Below are 22395 nucleotides of genomic sequence, written 5' to 3' on the forward strand. Positions count from 1 at the left end.
CCATGCGCCTGCTCACCCATCTGCGCCACGTCGACCTGGCCGTGCCCGACTACGACAAGCAGCTCGACTTCTACGCCGGCGTCTGGGGCCTGACCAAGGTCGCCGAGGACTCCGGCATCTCCTTCCTCGCCGCCGAGGGCTCCCCCGAGCAGTACGTCATCCGGCTGCGCAAGGCCGACGAGAAGCGCCTCGACCTCGTCTCCTACGGCGCCGCCACACCGGCCGACGTCGACACCCTCGCCGACCAACTCCTCGCGGGCGGCGTGCAGTTGATCACGCAGCCGGGCAAGGTCGACACCCCCGGCGGCGGCTACGGCTTCCGCTTCTTCGACGTGGACGGCCGCACCATCGAAGTCTCCGCCGACGTGGAGGTACGCCGGCACCGCAAGATCGAGGAGAAGGAGTCGATCCCGGTCAAGCTGTCCCACGTCGTCCTCAACTCCCCCGACCTGGACCGCACGAAGGACTGGTACGAGCGGCACCTCGGCTTCCGCCTCTCCGACACCCTCAGCTCCCCGCACATGGGCGAGGTCATGCACTTCATGCGGATCTCCAACCAGCACCACTCGATGGCGCTGGCGAAGGGCCCGCACACCGCCCTGCACCACGTCTCCTTCGAGATGCGCGGCATCGACGAGTACATGCGCGGCTCGGGCCGGGTCATCCGCGCCGGGTTCAAGAAGATCTGGGGCCCCGGCCGCCACATGGCCGGCGACAACACCTTCACCTACTTCCTCGACCCGCACGGCAACACGGTCGAGTACACGACCGAGCTGGAGTGCCTGGACGAGGACACCTGGCACCCGCACGTCTACGACTTCTCCCAGCCCGAGGTCACCGACCAGTGGGGCACCGCCAACCCGATGAACGAACTCGTCGCCAAGGAGTCCTTCAACGACCCCGACCGCGGCTGCTTCATCGCCCCGCCGGTCTGACCCCACCCCATGCCCCGGGGGCGTGGCGCTCCCCTGTCACCTGCCCTGACACACCCGCGCCGCGCCCTCCGGGACCAGCCCCACCCAGCCAGGAGCTGACCATGCGCTTCGCCGCCTACGAACACCACGACCGGCGCCGCCTGGCGGTCGTCGACGACCACGGCGTGCTGTACCCCGTGCCCGGGGTGCGCTCGCTCACCGAGGTCATCGCCGCCGGCGACGGAACCGGCGCACTGCTCGACCTCGGCGCCGCCACCCTCGACGTCCCGCCCGGCCCGCACATCAGCGAGGTACGCCTGCTGCCACCGCTGCAGCCGACCTCCGTGCGCGACTTCGTCACCTTCGAGGAACACGTCGAGGGCGTCCGCCGCTCGGTCGAGGGCACCGGCGGGGTACCCGAGCAGTGGTACGCGGCACCCACCTTCTACTTCACCAACCCGCACGCCCTCTACGCGTCCGGCGACGACATCCCGATGCCGCCGGGCTCGGCCGTCCTCGACTTCGAGCTGGAGGTCGCCGCCGTCATCGGCCGCGAGGGCCGCGACCTCACCCCCGAGCAGGCACGCGAGAACATCATCGGCTACACCGTCTTCAACGACTGGTCCGCCCGCGACCTGCAGTCCGCCGAGATGAAGGTGGGCCTCGGCCCCTGCAAGGGCAAGGACACCGCCACCACCCTCGGCCCCGTCCTGGTCACCACCGACGAACTCGACCCCTACCGGGACGACGACGGCTTCCTGCGCCTCGCGCTCACCGCCGAGGTCAACGGCGAGATTGTGGGCGAGGACCTGCTGTCCAACATGAGCTGGACGTTCGAGGAGATGGTCGCCTACGCCTCCCGGGGCACCCGGGTCGTGCCCGGCGACGTCCTGGGCTCGGGCACCTGCGGCAACGGCGGCTGCCTCGCCGAACTGTGGGGCGTACGCGGCGAGAAGACACCGCCGCCGCTCAAGCCCGGCGACACCGTCACGCTCACCGTCGAGGGCATCGGCACCGTCTCCAACACCGTCGTCCCCGGCGCCGACCCCGTACCCCTGTCCACCGGCAGGCGCCGGCCCCGGGAGCGGCCGTGAACGACCTGCACCCCAAGCGGCTGGCCGGCAAGGTCGTCGTGGTCACCGGCGCGGCCCGCGGACAGGGCGCCGCCGAGGCCGAGGCGCTGGTCCGCGAGGGCGCCCGCGTCATCGCCACCGACGTGGAGCCCGGCGAGCGCTGCCGCCGCCTCGACGTCTCCAGCGAGGCGGAGTGGGCCGACCTCGCCGCCGAACTCAAGGAGGCCTACGGGCGGGTCCACGGCCTGGTCAACAACGCCGGCATCACCTGGCGCGCCCGCCTCGGCGACGTACGCGCCGAGGACATGGCACGCGTCCACGCCGTCAACGTCACCGGCCCGCTGCTCGGCATCCAGCACCTCACCCCGCTGATGCCGCCCGGCTCCGCCATCGTGAACGTCGGCTCCTCCGCCGCCCTCACCGCTCACTACCCGGTCGCCTACACGACCAGCAAGTGGGCCCTGCGCGGGCTGTCGAAGGCCGCGGCGCTCGACCTGGGACCGCGCGGCATCCGCGTCAACACCATCCACCCCGGCTACATCGAAACCGAGATGACCGCCTCAGCCGCCCCGGCATTCCGCGAGGCCAACATCCGCGAGACGCCCCTGGGCCGCACCGGCGCCGTCGACGAGATCGCCCCGCTCGTCGTCTTCCTGCTGTCGGACGAGTCGTCCTTCATCACCGGCGCGGAGATCCCGGTGGACGGGGGCCTCACCGCGCACGGCGGCGTCAAGTCCGTCTCCGACGCCCTGCGCCCGGCGGCGTCGTGAAGCGGCTGGAGGGCAAGGTGGCGCTGATCCCGGGCACCGGCCGCGGGCAGGGACGGGCCGCCGCCGTACGCTTCGCCGCCGAGGGCGCGCTCGTCGTCGGCGGTGACCTGCTCCACGAGGAGGCCGTCGAGACCCAGCGGCTCATCGCGCGGGAGGGCGGCACGATCCTCACGCCCGGCCCGCTCGACGTCACCGACGAGGACTCCGTCCGCTCCTGGGTGGACGCGGCGGTGGACGCCTTCGGCGCCGTCGACATCGTCTGCGCCCAAGCGGGCGCCGTCCGCGCCGGGCCCGTCGACAGCCGGCCCCACCAGGACTTCGCCTCCACGGTGCGCGCGGAACTGGACTCGGTGTGGCCGACCGTCCGGGCCGCCTGGCCGCACCTGGTGCGCAGCCGGGGCTGCATCCTCACCGTCGGCTCGACGGCGGGCCTCACCGACCAGCGCACCGCGCACTCCGCCGCCAAGGGCGCGAGCATCGCGCTGACCCGGCAACTCGCTGCCGAGGGAGCCCCGCACGGCATCCGCGCGAACTGCGTCAGCCCCGCAATGACCGACACCCCGGGCCCCCGTGCCGACCTCCTCGCCGACGAACACCCGATGCGTGCCGTCGCCCACCCCATCCCGCTCGGCCGTCCCGTCCGCCCCGACGACGTCGTGAACGCCGCCGTCTTCCTCACCTCCGACGAGGCCGCCTGCATCACCGGCGCCGATCTCGTCGTCGACGGCGGCTGGTCCGCCGTCCTGCCCGGCGCGATGCCCCGAAAGGACTCCCCCGCATGAACAAGGTCCGCCCCAGCGCCTTCGAGGCGGTCGCCGACATCCCGGACGGCGCCTCGCTGGCCGTCGGCGGCTTCGGCCTCAGCGGCGTGCCCGAGACCCTCATCCGCGCCCTGCACGACCAGGGCGCCGGCCGCCTCGAGATCATCTCCAACAACTGCGGCGTGGACGGCCGCGGCCTGGGCGTCCTGCTCGCCGCCGGCCGTATCACTCGGGTCACGGGCTCCTACGTCGGCGAGAACCGGGAGTTCGCCCGCCAGTACCTGTCAGGGGAGCTCGAGGTCGAACTGGTACCGCAGGGCACGCTGGCCGAACGCCTGCGCGCGGGCGGCGCCGGCATCCCGGCCTTCTACACCCCCGCCGGTGTCGGCACCGCGGTCGCCCAGGGCGGTCTGCCCTGGCGCTACGCCCCCGACGGCTCGGTCATCGTGGCCTCCCCGCCCAAGGAGACCCGTGAGTTCGCCGGCCGTCCGCACGTCCTGGAGCACGGCATCACCACCGACTTCGCGCTCGTCCGCGCCTGGCGCGGGGACCGCCACGGCAATCTCCGCTTCCGTCAGGCCGCCGCCAACTTCAATCCACTGGCCGCGATGGCCGGCCGCGTCACCATCGCCGAGGTGGAGGAACTCGTCGAACCGGGCGAGCTCGACCCCAACGACATCCATGTGCCCGGCATCTACGTCCAGCGGGTCACGGTGCTGACCGCCGAGGAAGCCGCCGACAAGCAGATCGAGAAGAGGACGGTACGTTCCTGATGGCCTGGACCCGCGACCAGATGGCCGCCCGCGCCGCCGCCGAACTCACCGACGGCTCCTACGTCAACCTGGGCATCGGCCTGCCCACCCTCATCCCCGGACACCTCCCGCCCGGCGTGCACGTGGTCCTGCACTCCGAGAACGGCATCCTCGGCACCGGCCCCTACCCCACCGAGGCGGAGGTCGACCCCGACCTCATCAACGCGGGCAAGGAGACCGTCACCGTCCTGCCCGGCGCGAGCTTCTTCGACTCCGCGCTCTCCTTCGGCATGATCCGCGGCGGCCATATCGACACCGCCGTGCTGGGCGCCATGCAGGTCTCGCAGCGAGGAGACCTGGCCAACTGGATGATCCCCGGCAAGATGGTCAAGGGCATGGGCGGCGCGATGGACCTCGTGCACGGCGCCCGCCGGGTCATCGTCCTGATGGAGCACACCGCCAAGGACGGGGGCCCCAAGATCCTCAAGGAGTGCACCCTGCCCCTCACCGGGGAACAGTGCGTCCAACGCGTCATCACCGACCTCGGGGTCCTGGACATCACCCCGGACGGCATCGCCCTCACCGAGACCGCCCCTGGTGTCACGGTGGATGACGTCATCGCCCGCACGGACGCACCGCTGCGGGTGGAGCAGCTGACACAGAGGTGACCCGGCAGCCCGGAGAAGCGACCGCTCACCTCGCGGGTCAGGCCAGGCCGAACCGCTCCGCGTGCACCTGGCGTGCGGGGACCCGCAGGTCGCGCAGCGCGGAGAGCACGGCCGTGGTCATGGGGGGCGGGCCGCAGACGTACACGTCCCGGTCGGTGATGTCGGGGACCAGTTGCTGCAGGGCGGCCGGGCCGAACGGCGGGACGCCCTGCTCGCCGGTCCGGCCGGTGAGCAGGTGCAACCGTCCGCCCCGCTGGGCGACCAGGTGGCGCACCTCGTTCAGCAGCACGGCATCGGCCTCGCTGCGCACCCGGTACAGCACGACGACGTCGCCGGTCGCCTGCTCCTCGAGCATGGCCCGCACGGGCGTGATCCCCACTCCGCCGGCGATCAGCAGGGTGCCGGGGCGGGAGCGGTGCAGCGATGTGAAGGCCCCGTAGGGTCCTTCGACGAAGGCGCGGCTGCCCGGCGGGAGGGTGCGCAGACCGGCGCTGGCGCCGCCGACCGCCTTGGCCGTCAGGCGCAGTCCCTGTCCGCCCGGCGCCGCCGACAGGGAGAAGGGGTTGGCGGTCCACCAGTGGTGGTGCCCGGGGAAGCGCCAGATGCAGAACTGGCCGGCCCGGGCGGGGAATCGGTCCAGGTGCCTTCCGGTGACGTACACGGAGACCGCGTTCAGCGACTCGGGCACCACGGCCACGACGCGGAACCGGTGGTAGGCGTTGCGCCACAGCGGCAGGACCACCCGCCCGGCCAGCAGCGCACCGAACGCGAACAGCCACAGGCACCACCAGTAGGCCGTCGCGAACCCGGAGGAGGCGAACGTCGTCGTCTCCTGCAACTGGTGCACGAACGCGAGACCCAGGGCGACGTAGAGCAGCAGGTGCAGGCCGTGCCACACCTCGTACCGGAGCCGGCGCCGCACGGGGCGGGCGGAGATCGCGCCGATCACGACGATGACGGCCGCGGCGAGCATGCCCAGCAGGGAGGCCGTCACCCCGCTCAGGGCCACGAACGTCGAGCCCATGGACGCGTCGTCGAGCGTCGCGAAACCGAGCACCACCAGCGTGGCGTGGGTGAGGACCGTCCACAGCAGGGTGAAGCCGACCCAGCGGTGCCACACCGTGAGCCGGTCCATCCCGATACGCCGGTCCAGCCACGGCAGCCGGGCCACCAGCAGCAGCTGGAAGAGAATCAGCAGGGCCGCGTGCAGTCCGAACCACTTCGCGACCGTGAGCACGTCGTTCTTGCCCTCGCCCGCGCTGAGGAACAACGCCTCGACGACCACCACGTTGGCGAGGACGAATGCCCACATCACCCCGCGCGCCGCATCGACCGGAAGCACGGCTCTCGTCCGTACCGTGTCACTCGTCGCCATCATGGCCGGCCCTCTCCCCCGAGGCCGCGCTCCGCGCGACCGTGTGCACACACCCCACGAAGACCGAGGAATCAAGCCGAATGCGCACCTCGATCGGGTAAGAGTACGGCGCCCGACCGGGATCCGTTCATGCCGGAACCGCCCGTCTCACTGTCTTTTGCGGCGTTCGGCGACGGCGGGTTCCTCCGTTGTGCGCATGGCGTGCGGACAGCCGACGACGGGCCCTGCCCTCCATGAAGCCGTCCCCCGCGGGCTTCCAGGAGGGCTGGTCACGAGCCGCCGAGCAACTCCCGGGTGACGGCGTCCCAGTCGACGCCACGCAGTTCCTCGCCGATCGGCACCAGCGCGCAGGTCCGCGTCAGCCACTCCTGCAACTCGGGCAGGCCGACGTCGAACTGGGCCGTGGCGCCGTGCTCCTGCAGGCGCACCCGCACCAGGGCGCCGTACCGCGTCGGCCGGATCCGGACATCGCCGATGCCGCTGGGCTGGGACAGTCCGTCGACCAGCAGGTCACGGCTGATCTGCCAGGTCACCGCGGGCTCCCCCGCCGGCCGGAACACCAGGGTCACGAACAGCGGGTCGGCCGGATCGTAGGAGAAATCGGCCTGCAGCGGGGCCCTGGTGTCCCCCAGCACCTGGTGCACCGTCAACGACAACGGTTCCAGCCCGCTGGTCGCGCGGTTCTTCCCGCGCGGTTCGAAATGCTTTCCGTTCATACGCCCCTCCGCCCGTTCGTTCTTCATCAGTGCTCGGCATCGACACTCCCGAGAGCGCGAGTACCCCCGTACGGCCACAACTCGCCTCCCGCAATGTGATGAAGCGTCAGCCCACCGGATTGACGCTCCCGGGCTTCGTACGCACCTTTCTGGACACTTCCGACCAAAGGGGCGCACTTCTCGCACTCGCCTGGCGGTTTGCTACGGCATGGTCGACTTCGCCCTCGGGGCCGCCCTGCACTGGGCTGACCCGGCCCGCGGGCGAAGTGTCCGCAGTGCGATCGCGCCACCCACGCGGTGGGAACGTGCCCATAGAGTGCGGGGTGTACCGCGAGCACCGCTGAACAGGAGAAGCACGTGAGCGAACAGCCCGTCCGTTGGGGTGTCCTGGCGACCGGAGGCATGGCCGCCGCCTTCACCGAGGATCTGCTGCTGTTGCCGGACGCCCGGGTCACCGCGGTCGGGTCCCGGTCGACCGAGTCCGCGGGGGCCTTCGCGGCACGGTTCGGCATCCCCCGCGCCCACGGCAGCTGGCGGGAGCTGGCCGCCGACCCGGAGGTCGATGTCGTCTACGTCGCCACCCCGCACGCCCAGCATGTCGCCGCGGCGACGGCCTGCCTGGAGGCCGGCAAGCCGGTGCTGGTCGAGAAGCCCTTCGCCCTCAGCGGCCGGCAGGCCCGGCAACTGACCGAACTGGCCGAGAAGCAGGGCCTGTTCGTGATGGAGGCGATGTGGACCTGCCTCAACCCGACCATCCTGCGCATCGCGGAACTGGTGGCCGAGGGCGCCATCGGCGAGGTCCGCGCCCTGCACGCCGACTTCGGCGCCCGGGTGGACGCGCCCCAGGACCACCGCCTGTGGGACCCCGCGGCCGGCGGCGGCGCCCTGCTGGACCTGGGCACCTACCCGGTCTCCTTCGCCCACCTCATCCTCGGCGCCCCCGAGACGGTCACCGCCCACGCCCGGCTGTCCCCGCGGGGCGTCGACGAGCAGACGGGCATCCTGCTCGGCTACCGGAACGGCGCGATGGCTGTCCTGACGTGCTCGCTGCTCGCCGAGGACGAGCACCGGGCGACGGTGTACGGCACGACCGGCCGCATCGAGATACCGGCCGACTTCTACAACCCCCGCTCCTTCGTGCTGCACCGCGACGGCCACGAGCCCCGGACCGTGACCGCCGCGCCGCAGGAAGGACACGGCTACGGCCACCAGGCCGACGAGGTGATGCGCTGTCTGCGGGCGGGCCTGACGACGTCACCGCTGCTGCCGCCGGCCCACACGCTCGCCGTGATGGACACCCTGGACCAGGTGCGCGAGCGGACCGGGGTGCGCTACCCCGGGGAGTGACGCGCGCGAGCCCGCCCTCCGGTCCGGTGGTCCGGGCCGGAGGACGGGCTGCGGGACGCGGCACCCGTGCGGGGCGGGCTGGAAGGTGCCGCGCCGGGCGTGGGTCAGGCGCCGGGCAGGACGCCGGTGCGCGCCACCTGGGAGTACCAGCGGGCACTGGCCTTGGGGATGCGCCGCCCGGTCGGGTAGTCCACGTAGACGGCGCCGAAGCGCTTGCTGTAACCGTGCGCCCACTCGAAGTTGTCCAGCAGCGACCACAGGAAGTACCCGCGCACGTCGGAACCGTCGCGCAGGGCGTCGTGCACGGCGGCCAGGTGGTCGCGCACGTAGGCGATCCGGCCCGGGTCGTTGACGTTGCCCTCGGGGTCGGCGTAGTCGTCGAACGCCGCACCGTTCTCGGTGATGATCAGCGGCAGCTCCGGGAAGTCCGACGACAGCCGGCGCAGCAGCTCGTACAGACCGCTCGGGTCGATGGCCCAGCCCATGGCGGTGGTCTCGCCCGGCGACTGGTGGAAGGCGACCTCGTCGGCGGCCGGCCACGGGCTGAACTCGCTTCGGCCGTGCCCGTCGGAATTGTGGGTGCCGCTGCCGTCGGCCTGCGAGACGAGGGTCGGCGAGTAGTAGTTCACGCCGAGGAAGTCCAGCGGCTGGTGAGCCGTCTCCAGGTCGCCGTCGCGCACGAAGGACCAGTCGGTCAGGGTGGCGGTGTCCTTGAGCAGGTCCTCCGGGTAGGCACCGCGCAGCATCGGACCGGTGAAGACACGGTTGGCCAGGGCGTCGATGCGGCGCGCGGCATCGATGTCGGCCTCGGTCGCCGTGAGCGGGCGTACGTGGTGGATGTTGAGGGTCACCGAGACCTGGGCGTCGGCGCGCAGTCGGTCGCGCAGCGCCTGTACGGCCATGCCGTGGCCGAGGTTGAGGTGGTGGGCGGCGCGCAGGGCGGCGACCGGGTCGGTGCGGCCGGGGGCGTGCACGCCCGAGCCGTAGCCGAGGAAGGCGCTGCACCAGGGCTCGTTGAGCGTGGTCCAGGTGCGCACGCGGTCGCCGAGGGCGTCGGCGGCCAGGGAGGCGTACTCGGCGAACCGCTCGGCGGTGGCGCGTTCGGGCCAGCCACCGGCGTCCTCCAGTTCCTGGGGCAGGTCCCAGTGGTAGAGGGTGGCGACCGGCTGGATGCCCTTGTCGAGCAGGTCGTCGACCAGACGCCGGTAGAAGTCGAGGCCCTTCTGCACGGCGGGGCCGCGGCCGGTGGGCTGGATGCGGGGCCAGGCCAGGGAGAAGCGGTAGGCGCCGACGCCGAGTTCGGCCATCAGGGCGACGTCCTCGCGCCAGCGGTGGTAGTGGTCGGTGGCGATGTCACCGGTGTCGCCGTTGCGGACCCGGCCCGGGGTGCGGGCGTAGGTGTCCCAGATGGACGGGGTGCGGCCGTCCTCGCCGGCGGCCCCCTCGATCTGGTAGGAGGCGGTCGCGGTGCCCCAGAGGAAGCCCTTCGGGAAGGTGCGGGGGGCGTCCGGGGCGGACGCGGTCTGCTGTCGTGCTGCGGTGACCACGTAGGTCCTTTCGACAAGGGGGTGAATCGGTGGGAGGGGAGGCGGGGTTCAGCCCTTGACCGCGCCCGCCATGATGCCGCTGACGATCTGCCGGCCGAAGACGATGAACATCGCCAGCAGCGGGAGCGTGCCGAGGAGCGCGCCCGCCATGATCAGGGACTGGTCGCGGACGTAGCCGGCGCTGAGCTGGGTGAGGGCGACGGGGACGGTCGGGTTGCTCATGTCGAGCACCACGAACGGCCAGAAGAAGTCGTTCCACGCGTGCACGAAAGTGATCATGAAGAGGACCGCCATCGCGGGCCGCGCGACGGGCAGCACGATGCTCCAGAAGATCCGCAGGGAGTGCGCGCCGTCCACCCGGCCCGCCTCGACCAGCTCGTCGGGCAGCGCCTCGGTGAGGTACTGCCGCATGAAGAAGACGCCGACGGCGCTGACCAGGGTCGGGAAGATGACGGCGGGCAGCTGCTGCGACCAGCCCAGCTCGGACATCATCATGAACAGCGGCACGACGCCGAGTTGGGGCGGCACCATCATCGTGCCGATCACCAGCATGAGCAGGACGTTGCGGCCCTTGAAGCGGAGTTTGGCGAAGGCGAAGCCGGCGAGGGTCGCGAACATCACCGTGGACAGGGCGATCACCCCGGCCACGATGGTGCTGTTGATCATGGCCTTGCCCATGGCCGCCTCGTCCCAGGCGCGGGCGAGGTTGCTGAACAGGTTCGGGCCGGGCAGGAACGGCGGCGGCGTCTGGCTGACGCGGGTGTTGTCGGTCGAGGCCGCGACCATCGTCCAGTACAGCGGGAAGATCGACACGATCGCGACGATCCCGAGCAGGACGTAGGAGAGCGGGCCCGCGTGGTGCTGGCGGCCGGCGCCCGGACGGAACACACGGAGGCTGCGGCGGGCGGCGGGCTTCGGGGCGGGGATCCGGGCGGGCGCGTCCGTCCGGACCGGGAGGCTTTCGGTGGTCATGACGACTCCTGGTCAGGACGAACGGGCGCGCAGGCGCGTGATGAGGCGCTGCGCCACGAAGACGACGACGAGCAGCAGGAACATCGCCCAGGCGACGGTCGCCGAGCGGCCCATCTGGTAGTTCTTCCAGCCCTCCTCGTACAGCAGCAGGCCCAGCGTCTGGTACTGGTTGTCGGCGCCGCCGGAGATGCCGTTGGGGCCCTGGCCGAAGATCAGCGGCTCGCCGAAGAGCTGGGTCGCGCCGATGGTGGAGAGCACGATGGTGAAGACGATGGTGGAGCGGATCCCGGGCACGGTGACGTGGGTGAACTGCTTCCAGCGGGAGGCGCCGTCGAGGGCGGCGGCCTCGTACCGGTCGGCGGGGATGGCCTGCATGGCGGCGAGGTAGAGCAGCGCGTTGTAGCCGGTCCAGCGCCAGATGACGATGGTCGAGATGGCGATCTGGGCAGGCCACTTGTCGGCCTCCCAGTCCACCGGGTCCAGGCCGACCGTGCCGAACGCCCAGTTGATCATGCCGAAGTCGCGCTCGAAGAGCATGGTGAACACGAGCGCGGCGGCGCCGACGGAGGTGGCGTAGGGCACGAGCGAGGCGACCCGGAAGAACAGCGAGCCGCGCATCCGGTAGTTGAGCAGGTGCGCCAGACCGAGCGCCATCAGCAGCTGCGGCACCGTGGAGATGATGCCGATGGTGATGGTGTTGGCCAGCGCGTTCCAGAACCGCTCGTCGTTCCACAGCTCGACGTAGTTGTCGAACGCCACCCACTCCATGAGGTCCAGGGTGGCGAGCTCCACCCGGTGCAGGGAGATCCAGGAGGTGTAGACGAGGGGGTAGAAGCTGAACGCGGCGAACACGACGAAGAACGGAGCGACGAAGGCGTAGGGCGCGCCCTTGACGTCGAGGCGGTGCAGCAGCGCGTTGCGGCGCCGGCCGGCGCCTTTGCCGCCGGGCTGCGGGGTCGGACCCCGACGGCCCTCGCCGACCTGGGCCTTGGTGGTGGAGGTGGCCACCGGACTTCCTTCCTGAGAGCGGTTGAGTGGGCCCGGGTGGCCGGAGCGGTCGACGGGTCAGCCGACCGCCTTCTCGATGCGCTCCGCGGTGGTCTCCCACGCCTCGTCACGCGCGGTGCCCTGCTGCTCGATCAGGGTCAGACCCTGGGAGAAGGTGTCCTTGATCGTGCCGTCCTTGCGGCCGAGGACCTGCTTGTCCGGGATGTCCTGGGCGGCGGCGCCGAAGATCTCACCGATCGGGGCGTTGTTGAAGTACTCCGAGGTGATGCCCTTGACGTCCGGGCTCTCCAGCGCCTTCTGCGAGGACGGGACGCTGCCCTGCTTCTCGAAGATGTGGGCCTGCTGCTCCGGCGCGGTCAGCCAGGCGGCGAGCTTCTTCGCCTCCTCCTTCACCGGGCTCTGCTCGACCACGCCGAGGAAGGAGCCGCCCCAGTTGGCGCCCTTGGGGGCCTTGGCGACATCCCACTTGCCCTTGTTCGCCTCGCCGGCCTTCTCACCGATGTGGCCGAGCATCCAGGCCGGACAGACGGCCGTGGCGAACGTGCCGTTGGCCAGGCCGGGGTCCCAACCGGGCTGGAACTGGCGGAGCTTGGCGGTCAGCCCGTCCTCGGCGGCGTCCGCGGCGAGGTTCCAGGCCTCCTTGACGGCCGGGTTCTTGTCGTAGATCAGCTCGCCCTGGGCGTCGTAGTACTGCTCGGGGTAGCCGTAGACCATGGCGTTGAACAGGCCGCTGGCGGCGTCCATGAACGCCACGTCACCGTCCTTGAAGTCCTTCTTGAAGCTGCGGCCGACCTCGACGTACTTCTTCCAGTCGCCCTCCCACAGCTTGGCGACCTCGTCGCGGTCGCTGGGCAGGCCGGCCTGCTCGAAGTAGTCCTTGCGGTAGCAGACCGCCATCGGGCCGATGTCGGTGCCGAGGCCCAGGACCTTGCCGTCCTCGGTGGTGATCTGGGACTGCTTCCAGGGCAGGAAGTGGTCGGTGCCCGCCACGTCGGAGAAGTCGGCGAACTTGTCGGCCTGGGTGTCGACGATCTCCTTGGCCCGGCCGATCTCGATGCCCTGGATGTCCTTCAGGCCCTTGCCGGCCGCGAGCCGGGTCTGCAGCGCGGTGTAGTACGTCTGCTCGTCACCGGCTATCTCGGCCTTGATCTCGACGCCCGGGTTCTCCTTCTCGTACTGCTCCAGGAGGCCCGTCTCCTTGAAGCCCATCACCCCGTACAGGCCCACGGTGATGACGACCTTGCCGTCCTTCTTGCCGCCGCCGGTGACGGAGTCGTCGCTGCCGCCGCAGCCGACGAGGAGCGCGAGCGCGCCGGTGGCCGCGACGGCCGCGAGCGCTCTGGTCCGTGATGACCTTCGAACAGTTGCCATGTTTCTTCCTCCAAGCGACGGCGCTGACGCACCGGAGCAGCGGGTTCCGCGATCTACGGGGTGGGGCGTTTTGTCGGTGGGCACGTTCCCAACGAGAGGTGGGAACGTGCCCACCAGTGGATGGAAGACTCGTGGCAGGGATCGGCTATGTCAATAACTTGAAAACAATTCGTGACCGAAGCCCTGGTTCGGTGTTCGGTTCGTGACGTTGGCGGGGGTGCTGTCCCCCGCTCGGCGTCTGCCACAATTGCCGCTGGTCACGTCCGCGGCCGGTGCCGCAGCGGCTGCTGCCGGGAGGAGCACATGACAGGGAACCGCCGTCCCACGATCAAGACCGTCGCCGCCCGGGCCGGGGTGGGTCGGACCACGGTCTCCCGCGTCATCAACGGCTCGGAACTCGTCAGCGCCGACGCACGCGCCCGGGTCCTGGCCGCGATCAAGGAGCTGGACTACGTCCCCAACTCCGTCGCCCGCGGACTGGTCACCAACCGCACCAACGCGGTGGCCCTGGTGATCCCCGAGTCGGAGAGCCGGCTCGGTTCGGAGCCGTACTTCGCCGCCCTGATCCGCGGTGTGAGCGGCGCGCTGTCCGAGACCCGCACCCAGCTCCAGCTGATGCTCGTCCGCGACCAGTCCGAACGGGACCAGCTGGCCGCGTCGGTGGCGACCCGCCGGGTCGACGGTGTCCTGCTGGTCTCCGTCCACGCCCACGACCAACTGCCGGGCATGCTGGAGGAGATGGGCCTGCCCACGGTCCTGGCGGGCCGCCGCGACGAGAACGAGCCGCTGAGCTACGTCACCGCCGACAACGCCGGGGGCGCCGCCGCCGCCGTCCGGCACCTGTTGGGCAGCGGCCGGCGCCGCATCGCGACCATCACCGGCGCCCTCGACATGGACGTCGGCCGCAGCCGCCTCGACGGCTGGCGCGCCGCCCACGAGGAGGCGGGGGTCCCGGCCGACGAACTCCTGGTCGAGGTGGGCGACTTCACCGAGGAAGGCGGCCGCCGGGCGATGCGTTCGCTTCTTGAACGGGCGCCGGATCTGGACGCCGTCTTCGCCGCGTCCGACCTGATGGCCGTCAGCGCCCTGAGCGAACTGCGCCGCCAGGGACGCCAGGTACCGGGCGACGTCGCCGTCGTCGGCTTCGAGGACTCCGTCCTCGCCCGCCACACCAACCCGCCGCTGACCACGATCCGGCAGCCGGTCGAGGAACTGGGCCGGACCATGGCGGCGATCCTGCTCGACGAGATCAGCGATGTCCCGTGCGCCGAGCGGCAGTTGACGCTGCCTACGGAGTTGGTGGTCCGGGAGTCGTCCTAGGGGACCGCTCGGGGGATGCGGGCGGACCGGGTGTCGCGGTCCGCTGCGGTCGGTCCCGTCAGACGGTTCGCACGAGGGTGCCGGTGCCTTCCAGCGCGGTGACCTCGTCCGCGGGCGCCGACGTGTCGGTGACCAGGGTGTGCAGGAGGGTGGAAGGGCCGACCCAGGCGTAGGCGGTGCGGCCCAGTTTGGTGCCGTCGGCGGCCACGAGGATGCGGCGCGCGGAGGCGATGCCGGCCTTCTTCACGGCCGCGTCGTCGAGGTCGTAGGCGGTCAGGCCCTCCGCCGCGCTGAGACCGCAGCAGCCCATGACGGCCGTGTCGAAGCGCAGTGCCGCCAGCGACGCGAGGGTGAGCGGGCCGCTGAGCGCTCCCTCGGCGGCCCGCGGCTGCCCGCCGGGCACCAGCAGCCGGGCCGGGGCCGGACCCTCGCCGAGCACCTGGACGGCCTGGAGCGACAGGGGCATCACCGTGACGGGCCGCCGGCGCAGCAGACGGGCGATCTCCAAGCAGGTGGTGCCGCTGTCGAGGAGGACGGTCTCGCCGTCGGCGATGAGCGAGCAGACCTCGGCCGCGATACGGCGCTTGGCGTCGACGGCCTCGTGCGCGCGCAGCCCGAAGGGTGGCTCCTCGCCCCGCAGCAGCAGGGTGCGCGCGCCGCCACGGACCCGCTCGAGGACACCTTGGGCGGCCAGCGCGTCGAGATCGCGCCGGATGGTCATCTCCGAGGCGCCGGTCAGTGCGGCGAGTTCCTGGACCGTGGCGCGGCCCGACTCCCGGACGGCCTGCGCGATGATCCCGTGCCGGTCCCCAGTGCTCATGCCCCGATTGAACACGAGCCCCGAACGAACAGTCAATGTGTGCGAAACACCAGTATCCAATCACCATGAATGTTCATTACGGTCGTCCACATGAATCATTCGCTTCGCTCCGCCCGAGCGGCGACCTTCGCGTACTTCATCCTCTGCGGCACGACCATGGGCGCGTGGGTGGTGCAGATCCCCGCCATCGAGGAGCGCGTGGACATCAGCCACTCCACGCTGGGTGGCCTCCTCGTCCTGCTCGGACTGGGCGCCTTCACCGGCATGCAGGCGGCCGGACGGCTCACCGACCGGCTCGGAGCGCGCATCGTCGTGCCCGCCACCGGCGTCCTGTGCAGCGCAACCCTGGTGCTGCCCGGGCTCGCCCAGGATCCGTGGACGCTGGCCGGGGCTCTGTTCGTCTTCGGGTTCTGCAACGGCAGCCTGGACGTGAGCATGAACGCCCACGCGGTACACGTGGAGAAGGCGTACGGCCGTCCCGTGATGTCGGCCTTCCACGCCACGTTCTCGGTCGGCGGCGTCATCGCCGCACTCGTCGGCGCGGCCACGGCGGGCGCCGGCCTGAGCCCCGCCGCGAGCATGACCGCTGTAGGAGCCCTGGGTGTGGTGCTCGCTCTCCTGCCGGCACGCACCCTGCTGCCGGCCGAGCCCACCGCCGCCGTGGAGGAGCCCGGACCGGCACGCGCCGCCAAGCACCGCGGAACCAGCGGGCGCATCTGGCTCCTCGCCGCCCTCGCCATGATGGTCATGCTCTGCGAGGGAGCCGCCAACGACTGGAGCGCGCTGCACCTGAAGGACACCCTCGGCGCTCCGGCCAGCACGGCCGCCTTCGCCTACGGCACCTTCGCCGCGACCATGACCATCGGCCGGCTCCTCGCCGACCGCCTCGCCGCCCGGGCCGGTTCCATGGCCGTCCTCCGCCACGGAGCGGCCACGGCCGCCGTCGGCATCACGCTCGCGGCCCTCACCCCCTGGACATGGGCCGCGTTCGCGGGCTGGGCGCTGTTCGGACTGGGACTGTCCGGCTGTGTCCCGCAGTTGTTCAGCGCAGCCGGACACGCCGACCCCTCCGCCGCCGGGGCCAATGTCTCCCGCGTCGCCGGGCTCGGCTACGTCGGCATGCTCGCCGGCCCCGCCGTGATCGGCTGGCTGACCCACCTCGTCGCCCTGAACCACACCTTCCTCCTGCTGACCCTGCTGTGTGCGATCACCGCAGTCGCGGCGACAGCGCTGCGCACCGGATCCGAGCCCACCCGCGAAACAGCAGCAAGCAGCCACTGACGACCCTCGGAAGGCCCTCGGAATCCGGAGGAACACACCACCATGCCGACCGACCGCAACATCATCCTGTTCGATCTCTTCGGGGTCATCGCCCGCCATCAACGCCCCGGCGCCCTGGACAAGATGGCGGCCCGCTGCCAAGCACCCGCCGACGCGTTCACCACGGCCTACTGGGCCTGCCGCCCGCCCTACGACGCGGGCCACCAGTCCGCGCCCGAGTACTGGACCGCCGTACTGCGCCGCCTGGCCCTGCCCGTCGACGCCGACACGATCGAGGACCTGCGCCTCACCGACATCGACAGCTGGTCACGCGTCGACGACCGGATGGTCGCCTACGTCCAGTCCCTCCGCAGCGTTGCCGAGGTCGCCCTGCTGTCCAACATCCCCCCGGACCACGCCGACGCCTTCCTCGCCGCACAGCCGTGGCTGCACACCCTGGACCATCTCGCCTTCTCCGGCAGGATCAACGTGGCGAAACCGGCTCCAGCGGCCTTCCAGCACTCCGTCCTCGCCCTGCGGGCCGCCCCGGCCGATTTTCTCTTCGTCGACGACCGCACGGAGAACGTCCGCGCGGCGCGCGCCACCGGCATGGACGGACACCTCTTCACCGACCGCGAGGGACTGGCCAGGGCGGTCGACATCTGGTTGCGGCGCCACGATTCGAGGGTGTGAGCAAAGCAACTGGCCCTGCGGACGCGGTCGATGGGGACGTTCTGCCGGTGCCTGTCCGGCCGCGAAACGCAGGCGTACTCTCAAGCACAGTCCGCAGCGTGCCCCCGCTGAAAGGATGCGCAGACCATGAAGGTCATCGTCATCGGTGCCGGCGTGCTGGGGGTCAGCGTGGCGAGGCAGCTCGCCGTCGGCGGCGAGGAAGTCCTCCTGGTCGACCAGTCCGGAGCCGGTACCGGGACCACCGCGACCACGTTCGCCTGGACCAACTCGAGCCGGAAGCACGACCCGGACTACCACCGGCTCAACCTCGCGGGGATGCAGGAGCACGCCAGACTCGCCGGACAACTGCCCGGTGCGCAGTCCTACTTCCCCAGCGGGGCGTTGCAGTGGGCGGACTCGGCGAACGAAGAATGGCTCGCCGACAACGTGGCACGCCTGCAGTCACTCGGCTATCCCGCACGCTGGATCACGCCCGCCGAGGCGACCCGCATCGCAGGCGACCTCCGCGTCCCGGGAACGATCACGTCGTGCGCCCACTTCCCCAGCGAGGGATACGTACTGCCCGAACTCTTCATGGCGAACCTGCTCGCCGACGCCGAACAGCACGGAGCCAGGCTGGCGTTCGGCGAGGTGGTGGCGATCCATGACAGAGCCGACGGAGTGTCCGTCACCCTGGCCGGAGGGGAAGTCGTCAAAGGCGACCGGGCCGTGCTGGCGGCAGGCCGCTGGACGCGGCAACTGGCCGCAGGGGCTGGCATCGACATCCCGATGGTGACGGACACCGGCCGCGGATCACAGCCCGTCGGCCTGCTGGGGTACGCCAGGACTCCAGCACTCGACCTCCGCTGCGTGATCCACACCCCCGGCCTCAACCTCCGCCCCGCAACAGGCGGCCAGACGGTCCTGCAAGCTCTCGATCTCAACAGGGACGTCGACCCGGCGAACCCGCCCTCCGCAGGCGGGACCCTTGCCCGCACCCTCGCTGAACGCTTCTCAGCACTCCTCCCCGAGCCGGGTCCCGCACCGGAGATCGACCTGCGCATCGGCATCCGGTCGTTGCCGGCGGATGGCCACAGCATCGCCGGTTACGCCTCTGACCGGTCCCGCGTCTACTGCCTGGTCTCGCACAGCGGCATCACCCTGGCCCCGATCCTGGGACGGCTGGCCGCCGGCGAAATCACCACCGACCAGGAACAAGACCTCCTACGACCGTTCCGGCCCACCCGCTTCACCGGCGCCCAGCGCGCCGCAACCGAGGCCGACCAACGCGCCACCGCCCTGGGCGAGCAGTAGCCGACGGCACCGCACGCTGCCGTCAGGCGATCCACGCGGCCATGCGCCCAACCGCCATAGCGCCTGAGAGATAGGACTGCCGGCCTTCGCAGCAAGGCTCAGTGGCGGGCGTCCGGCGCCGAGCGGAGAATGTCACCAGGGCGGCATTCCCCGTCCTGCGGAGGTGCCATGACGGATCCGCGAACCCTCCTGTGGCAGGCGCGCCGGGGTCCGGTGCCGGCGGACTGGCGGGTGTTCACCAAGAGGCGGGGCAAGGTGTCCGGCTTCTTCGGCGGGACGTCCGACGATCCGGACCCGCTGCTGGTGATCACGCCGGACGGCTCCGTCGAGTACATCAGTGAGCGCAAGCCGCTGGCGATCGTCGTCTTCCAGGATCTGGTCGGCATGAAGCTGCGAGTAGCCGGCTCCAGCAACTCGGCAGCCGTCTCCACCTGGGTCGACCTGCGCTACCTCGACGGCAGCAAGTCGAAGTGGCGCTCCACCGGCTTCGGCAGCAACCTGGAGGCGATCCAGGGCTTCATCGAGGCGTACGGCGCCCACAAAGCGCTGCGCGGGTACGCGTGAGCCGGGCTCTGCTCGGGCCTCAGGATCAGGTGAACCGCGCTGCGGCGCCCCCGCTCAGCGACCGGCGAGCGCGCGGATCTCCGCCGCGATCAGCTTCGGGTCCTCCTCCGCCATGAAGTGGCCACACGAGACGGTGCGGTGCCGGAGGTCGGGCGCCCAGGCACTCCACAGTCCCTCGGCGTGATAGCCGAGGGCGGCGCCCCAGTCCTGCTGGAGGACGGTGACCGGCATGGCGAGCTGGTCGCCGTTCGCGCGGTCGGCGGTGTCGTGCTCGACGTCGATACCGGCCGAGGCGCGGTAGTCCGCCACGATGGAGTCCACCGCCGCCGCGGAGGCGTCGAGGTAGTGGCGGCGGACGTCAGCGGGAAGTGCGGCGGGGTCGTTGGTCCAGGCGTCGAGGAAGTACGAGAAGAAGCTGTCGGCGGCTCCCCGGATCATCTCCTCCGGCAGACCGGGGGCCTGGGCCATCAGGTACAGGTGGAAGCCGATCGCACCGGACACGCCGCGCAGGGCGTCCCACATGTCCAGGGTCGGAAGGACGTCGAGGAACAGTGCGCGGGCGACGGCCTGCGGGTGGTCCATGGCGGTGCGGAAGGCGACGAGGGCGCCCCGGTCGTGGCCGGCGAGGGTGAAGCGGTCGTGGCCCAGTTCCGCGGCGAGGCGGACGACGTCCCGGCCCATGGTGCGCTTGGAGTAGACGTCCGCACCGGTCTCGGCGGGCTTGTCGCTGGCGCCGTAGCCGCGCAGGTCGGGGCAGATGACGGTGTGGTCGGCGGCGAGGTCGGCCGCCACGTGCCGCCACATCAGGTGGGTCTGCGGGAAGCCGTGCAGCAGCACGACCGGGCTGCCGCTGCCGCCGACCGCGGCGTGCAGGGCGACTCCGTCGCCGACGGTCACTCGCTGTTCGGTGAAGCCGGGGATGCTCAGGGGGGACACGCGGATACTCCTGGTGCTCGTGGCAAAGTGGACGCTCCGGGCAGCTCGGGCCGGGCTCGTCCGGGGACGTGCTCCAGGTTGAGCGCGCCGGATCAGTGATCGATGAGTGAACGGGAACGCGCGCCGGCAACGGGGCCGTCCGCGAAGGGACCGTGCCGTGGGCGTCGCATTCGGACTGCTGGGCCCGGTGGCCGCCTGGAGCGCGGCGGGCGAGCCGCTGCCCCTCGGGGCCCCGCGGCACCGGGAGGTGCTGGGCCGGCTGCTGGTCGCACGCGGCCGGGTGGTGACGGTGGACCGGCTCGTGACGGACCTGTGGGAGGACGAGGCGCCCGCCGCGGCAGTAGGGGCGGTACGCACGTTCGTCGCCGCGCTGCGCCGCTCACTGGAACCCGGGCGGCCGCCGCGCGAGGCGTCCCGGCTCCTGGTGACCCAGGGCCCGGGGTACGTGCTGCGCGCCGGCCGTGACGCGGTCGACGCGTGGCGCTTCGAGGATGCGGCCCAGCAGGCCGGTACGGCGGCGCCGCAAGCGGCCGTGGCGCTGTGGGACGCGGCGCTCGCGCTGTGGCGGGGACCGGCCCTCGCCGACTTCCCCTCCGCCCGGTGGGCCGCCGCCGACCGTGCCCGGCTGGAGGCCTTGCGCCTGCATGCCGTGGAGCGCCGGGCCGACGCCCTGCTGGCCACCGGCGCCGCCCGGGAAGCGGCCGTCGACCTGGAAGCCCATGTCGCGGCGCAGCCGGGACGGGAGGACGGCTGGGTGCTGCTGGCCACCGCGCTGGCCCGCTCCGGTCGGCGCGCGGACGCCCTGGAGACGGTGCGGCGCGCCCGGCGGGCGCTGGCCGGGGAACCGGGCGCCGAGCCGGGACCGGCGCTGGCCCGCGTCGAGGCGCAGATCCTCAAGGGCTCCCCCGCTGCCGAGCCCGCCGCGGACGCCGGGATCGCCGACGGGGTGTGGGGCCGGGCGGCGGCAGCCTGGGAGCGTTCGGTGCCCGCCCGGTCCCGGGCCCGGCTGCACGCCACCGCGGGCCTGCTGCGCGATCTCGCCGTAACCGGCGCCGACGGACTGGCGGAAGCCCGCGAACACCGGCAGGACGTCGTGGCGGCGGCCGAGGCCACTGGCGACGCCGAGCTGACGGCCCGCATCATCGGCTCCTACGACGTCCCCGCCATCTGGACCCGTGCCGACGACCCCGAAAGCGCCGGAAAGCTCGTACGGGCCGCGGCCCGCGCCGCCGCCGCCCTGGCCCCCGGTGACACCCCGGCCCTGCGCGCCCGGCTGCTGTCGGTCATCGCCGTCGAGTCCCGCGGGGACGCGGCAGCCGACACCCCGCCCGCCCCGACCACCGCCCCGCCGGTCCTCGAAGCGTGGCGGGCGCGCGCCGAGCGGTCCACCGAGGAAGCCGTCCGGCTCGCGCGGCGGCTCGGTGACCCGACGCTGCTCGCCTTCGCCCTCAACGGCGCCTTCATGCAGTCGTTCGGCCACTGCGGCAACAGCACCTACCGTGAGGCCACCGGCCGGGAACTGATCCGCCTCGCCGAAGACCACCAACTGCCCGGCCACGAAGTCCTCGGACGCCTGATGCGCCTGCAAGCCCTCGCCGCACAGGGCGACTTCGCCACCGCGGAGGCCGAGGCCGAGGCCACCGACCGGCTGGCCGCACAGCACGAGCGGCCTCTGGCGAGCGTGTTCACCTCCTGGTTCCGGGCACTTCGCACCTGCGAGACCGAGGGCTGGACCGCCGCCCGCCCGCTCTACGCCCGCGCCTTGGCGGTGACCGCCGACTGCGCCATGCCCGGCCTCGCCCGGGGAGCCGGTGCTCTGGTCGCCCTCGTGCCCGTGCTGCGCGCCGAGCACGCCCTGCCCCGCTCCGACGACTTCGACGGCCTCGACGCCGGCCCGTACCAGCCGTGGCTGGAGCCCCTGTTGCTGGCCGGTGCCGGCGCGGCCGACCTGGCCCGGCAGGCGCTGGACCGGGTGCCGAGACCTCCGCACGACCTGCTCCAGGAGGCCCTGTGGTGCGTGCTCGCCCGCAGCGCCCAAGCCGTCGGACACACAGGGGTCCTGCGGCGGGCGGTGGAGGAACTCACCGCAGCTCAGGGCGAGTTGGCCGGAGCGACGAGCGGTCTGATCTCCTTCGGGCCGGTCGCTCACCACCTGCTGGCCGCGGAGCGGGCCCTGGCGGCGCGCGGGTGACGCAAGTTGCCCGAGGGGCTGGTGAAATAACCGAGCAGACACGG

The 22395-nt window shown here is 71.8% G+C and carries 21 protein-coding genes; 13 read left to right on the forward strand and 8 right to left on the reverse strand.

Going from position 1 to position 22395, the window contains the following annotated elements:
* The first annotated feature begins 2 nt into the window (after positions 1-2).
* From M8H82_RS06530 to M8H82_RS06555, 6 genes are all read left to right on the forward strand, one after another.
* Entirely contained in the window at positions 3-935 is a 933-nt protein-coding gene (locus M8H82_RS06530) for a VOC family protein (RefSeq protein WP_250071502.1), read from the forward strand.
* Positions 936-1036: 101 nt separating this feature from the next.
* The gene (locus tag M8H82_RS06535) at positions 1037-2008 is read left to right on the forward strand and encodes a fumarylacetoacetate hydrolase family protein (RefSeq protein ID WP_250071503.1); all 972 of its coding nucleotides are present in this window, start codon (positions 1037-1039) and stop codon (positions 2006-2008) included.
* Positions 2005-2757: an SDR family oxidoreductase gene (locus M8H82_RS06540; RefSeq protein WP_250071504.1), complete on the forward strand. Its 753-nt coding sequence runs from the start codon at positions 2005-2007 to the stop codon at positions 2755-2757. The genes M8H82_RS06535 and M8H82_RS06540 overlap by 4 nt, the downstream gene beginning before the upstream one ends.
* A complete protein-coding gene (locus tag M8H82_RS06545; RefSeq protein WP_250071505.1) occupies positions 2754-3539 on the forward strand; it encodes an SDR family NAD(P)-dependent oxidoreductase in 786 nt (261 codons plus the stop codon). The genes M8H82_RS06540 and M8H82_RS06545 overlap by 4 nt, the downstream gene beginning before the upstream one ends.
* Positions 3536-4291, forward strand: a complete 756-nt coding sequence (locus tag M8H82_RS06550) for a CoA transferase subunit A (protein WP_250071506.1) — start codon at positions 3536-3538, stop codon at positions 4289-4291. The genes M8H82_RS06545 and M8H82_RS06550 overlap by 4 nt, the downstream gene beginning before the upstream one ends.
* On the forward strand, positions 4291-4938 hold the full coding sequence (locus M8H82_RS06555; RefSeq protein ID WP_250071507.1) for a CoA transferase subunit B: 648 nt from the start codon (positions 4291-4293) through the stop codon (positions 4936-4938). The genes M8H82_RS06550 and M8H82_RS06555 overlap by 1 nt, the downstream gene beginning before the upstream one ends.
* 37 nt (positions 4939-4975) lie before the next feature.
* On the opposite strand, the gene M8H82_RS06560 is transcribed toward M8H82_RS06555, so the two are convergent.
* Positions 4976-6316, reverse strand: a complete 1341-nt coding sequence (locus M8H82_RS06560) for a ferric reductase-like transmembrane domain-containing protein (protein ID WP_250071508.1) — start codon at positions 6314-6316, stop codon at positions 4976-4978.
* Between the two features lie 266 nt (positions 6317-6582).
* On the reverse strand, positions 6583-7029 hold the full coding sequence (locus M8H82_RS06565) for an SsgA family sporulation/cell division regulator (protein WP_250071509.1): 447 nt from the start codon (positions 7027-7029) through the stop codon (positions 6583-6585).
* Positions 7030-7386: 357 nt separating this feature from the next.
* On the opposite strand from M8H82_RS06565, the gene M8H82_RS06570 reads away from it, so the two are divergent.
* On the forward strand, positions 7387-8376 hold the full coding sequence (locus tag M8H82_RS06570) for a Gfo/Idh/MocA family oxidoreductase (RefSeq protein ID WP_308293235.1): 990 nt from the start codon (positions 7387-7389) through the stop codon (positions 8374-8376).
* Positions 8377-8480: 104 nt separating this feature from the next.
* Here the strand turns inward: M8H82_RS06570 and M8H82_RS06575 are convergent, their stop codons facing one another.
* The 4 genes from M8H82_RS06575 to M8H82_RS06590 are packed head-to-tail and all read right to left on the reverse strand — an operon-like array spanning position 8481 to position 13274.
* Positions 8481-9923 (reverse strand): GH1 family beta-glucosidase, encoded by a 1443-nt coding sequence (locus M8H82_RS06575; protein ID WP_250071510.1) that lies wholly within the window; start codon positions 9921-9923, stop codon positions 8481-8483.
* A gap of 48 nt (positions 9924-9971) precedes the next feature.
* Positions 9972-10895, reverse strand: a complete 924-nt coding sequence (locus tag M8H82_RS06580; protein WP_250071511.1) for a carbohydrate ABC transporter permease — start codon at positions 10893-10895, stop codon at positions 9972-9974.
* 12 nt (positions 10896-10907) lie between these two features.
* Complete coding sequence (locus tag M8H82_RS06585) at positions 10908-11903, reverse strand: carbohydrate ABC transporter permease (RefSeq protein ID WP_250071512.1); 996 nt, start codon at positions 11901-11903, stop codon at positions 10908-10910.
* Between the two features lie 57 nt (positions 11904-11960).
* Positions 11961-13274 (reverse strand): ABC transporter substrate-binding protein, encoded by a 1314-nt coding sequence (locus tag M8H82_RS06590; RefSeq protein ID WP_250071513.1) that lies wholly within the window; start codon positions 13272-13274, stop codon positions 11961-11963.
* Between the two features lie 303 nt (positions 13275-13577).
* Here M8H82_RS06590 and M8H82_RS06595 point away from each other — a divergent pair, with 303 nt between their 5' ends.
* Positions 13578-14594, forward strand: coding sequence for a LacI family DNA-binding transcriptional regulator (locus M8H82_RS06595; RefSeq protein WP_250071514.1), 1017 nt, complete (start codon positions 13578-13580; stop codon positions 14592-14594).
* Positions 14595-14652: 58 nt separating this feature from the next.
* On the opposite strand, the gene M8H82_RS06600 is transcribed toward M8H82_RS06595, so the two are convergent.
* Complete coding sequence (locus tag M8H82_RS06600) at positions 14653-15414, reverse strand: DeoR/GlpR family DNA-binding transcription regulator (RefSeq protein ID WP_250071515.1); 762 nt, start codon at positions 15412-15414, stop codon at positions 14653-14655.
* Between the two features lie 90 nt (positions 15415-15504).
* Here M8H82_RS06600 and M8H82_RS06605 point away from each other — a divergent pair, with 90 nt between their 5' ends.
* The 4 genes from M8H82_RS06605 (at position 15505) to M8H82_RS06620 (ending at position 19224) form a co-directional block, all read left to right on the forward strand.
* Positions 15505-16695, forward strand: a complete 1191-nt coding sequence (locus tag M8H82_RS06605; RefSeq protein ID WP_250071516.1) for an MFS transporter — start codon at positions 15505-15507, stop codon at positions 16693-16695.
* Positions 16696-16737: 42 nt separating this feature from the next.
* Entirely contained in the window at positions 16738-17367 is a 630-nt protein-coding gene (locus M8H82_RS06610; protein ID WP_250071517.1) for an HAD-IA family hydrolase, read from the forward strand.
* 126 nt (positions 17368-17493) lie between these two features.
* A complete protein-coding gene (locus M8H82_RS06615; RefSeq protein WP_250071518.1) occupies positions 17494-18660 on the forward strand; it encodes an FAD-binding oxidoreductase in 1167 nt (388 codons plus the stop codon).
* Between the two features lie 168 nt (positions 18661-18828).
* The gene (locus tag M8H82_RS06620; protein WP_250071519.1) at positions 18829-19224 is read left to right on the forward strand and encodes a hypothetical protein; all 396 of its coding nucleotides are present in this window, start codon (positions 18829-18831) and stop codon (positions 19222-19224) included.
* 54 nt (positions 19225-19278) lie between these two features.
* Here M8H82_RS06620 and M8H82_RS06625 read toward each other — a convergent pair whose 3' ends face one another.
* Entirely contained in the window at positions 19279-20160 is an 882-nt protein-coding gene (locus M8H82_RS06625) for an alpha/beta fold hydrolase (RefSeq protein ID WP_250071520.1), read from the reverse strand.
* 157 nt (positions 20161-20317) lie between these two features.
* Here M8H82_RS06625 and M8H82_RS06630 point away from each other — a divergent pair, with 157 nt between their 5' ends.
* Positions 20318-22351, forward strand: coding sequence for an AfsR/SARP family transcriptional regulator (locus M8H82_RS06630; protein ID WP_250071521.1), 2034 nt, complete (start codon positions 20318-20320; stop codon positions 22349-22351).
* Positions 22352-22395 lie beyond the last annotated feature (44 nt).

Source organism: Streptomyces sp. YS415 (assembly GCF_023544665.1).
Taxonomy (GTDB): domain Bacteria; phylum Actinomycetota; class Actinomycetes; order Streptomycetales; family Streptomycetaceae; genus Streptomyces.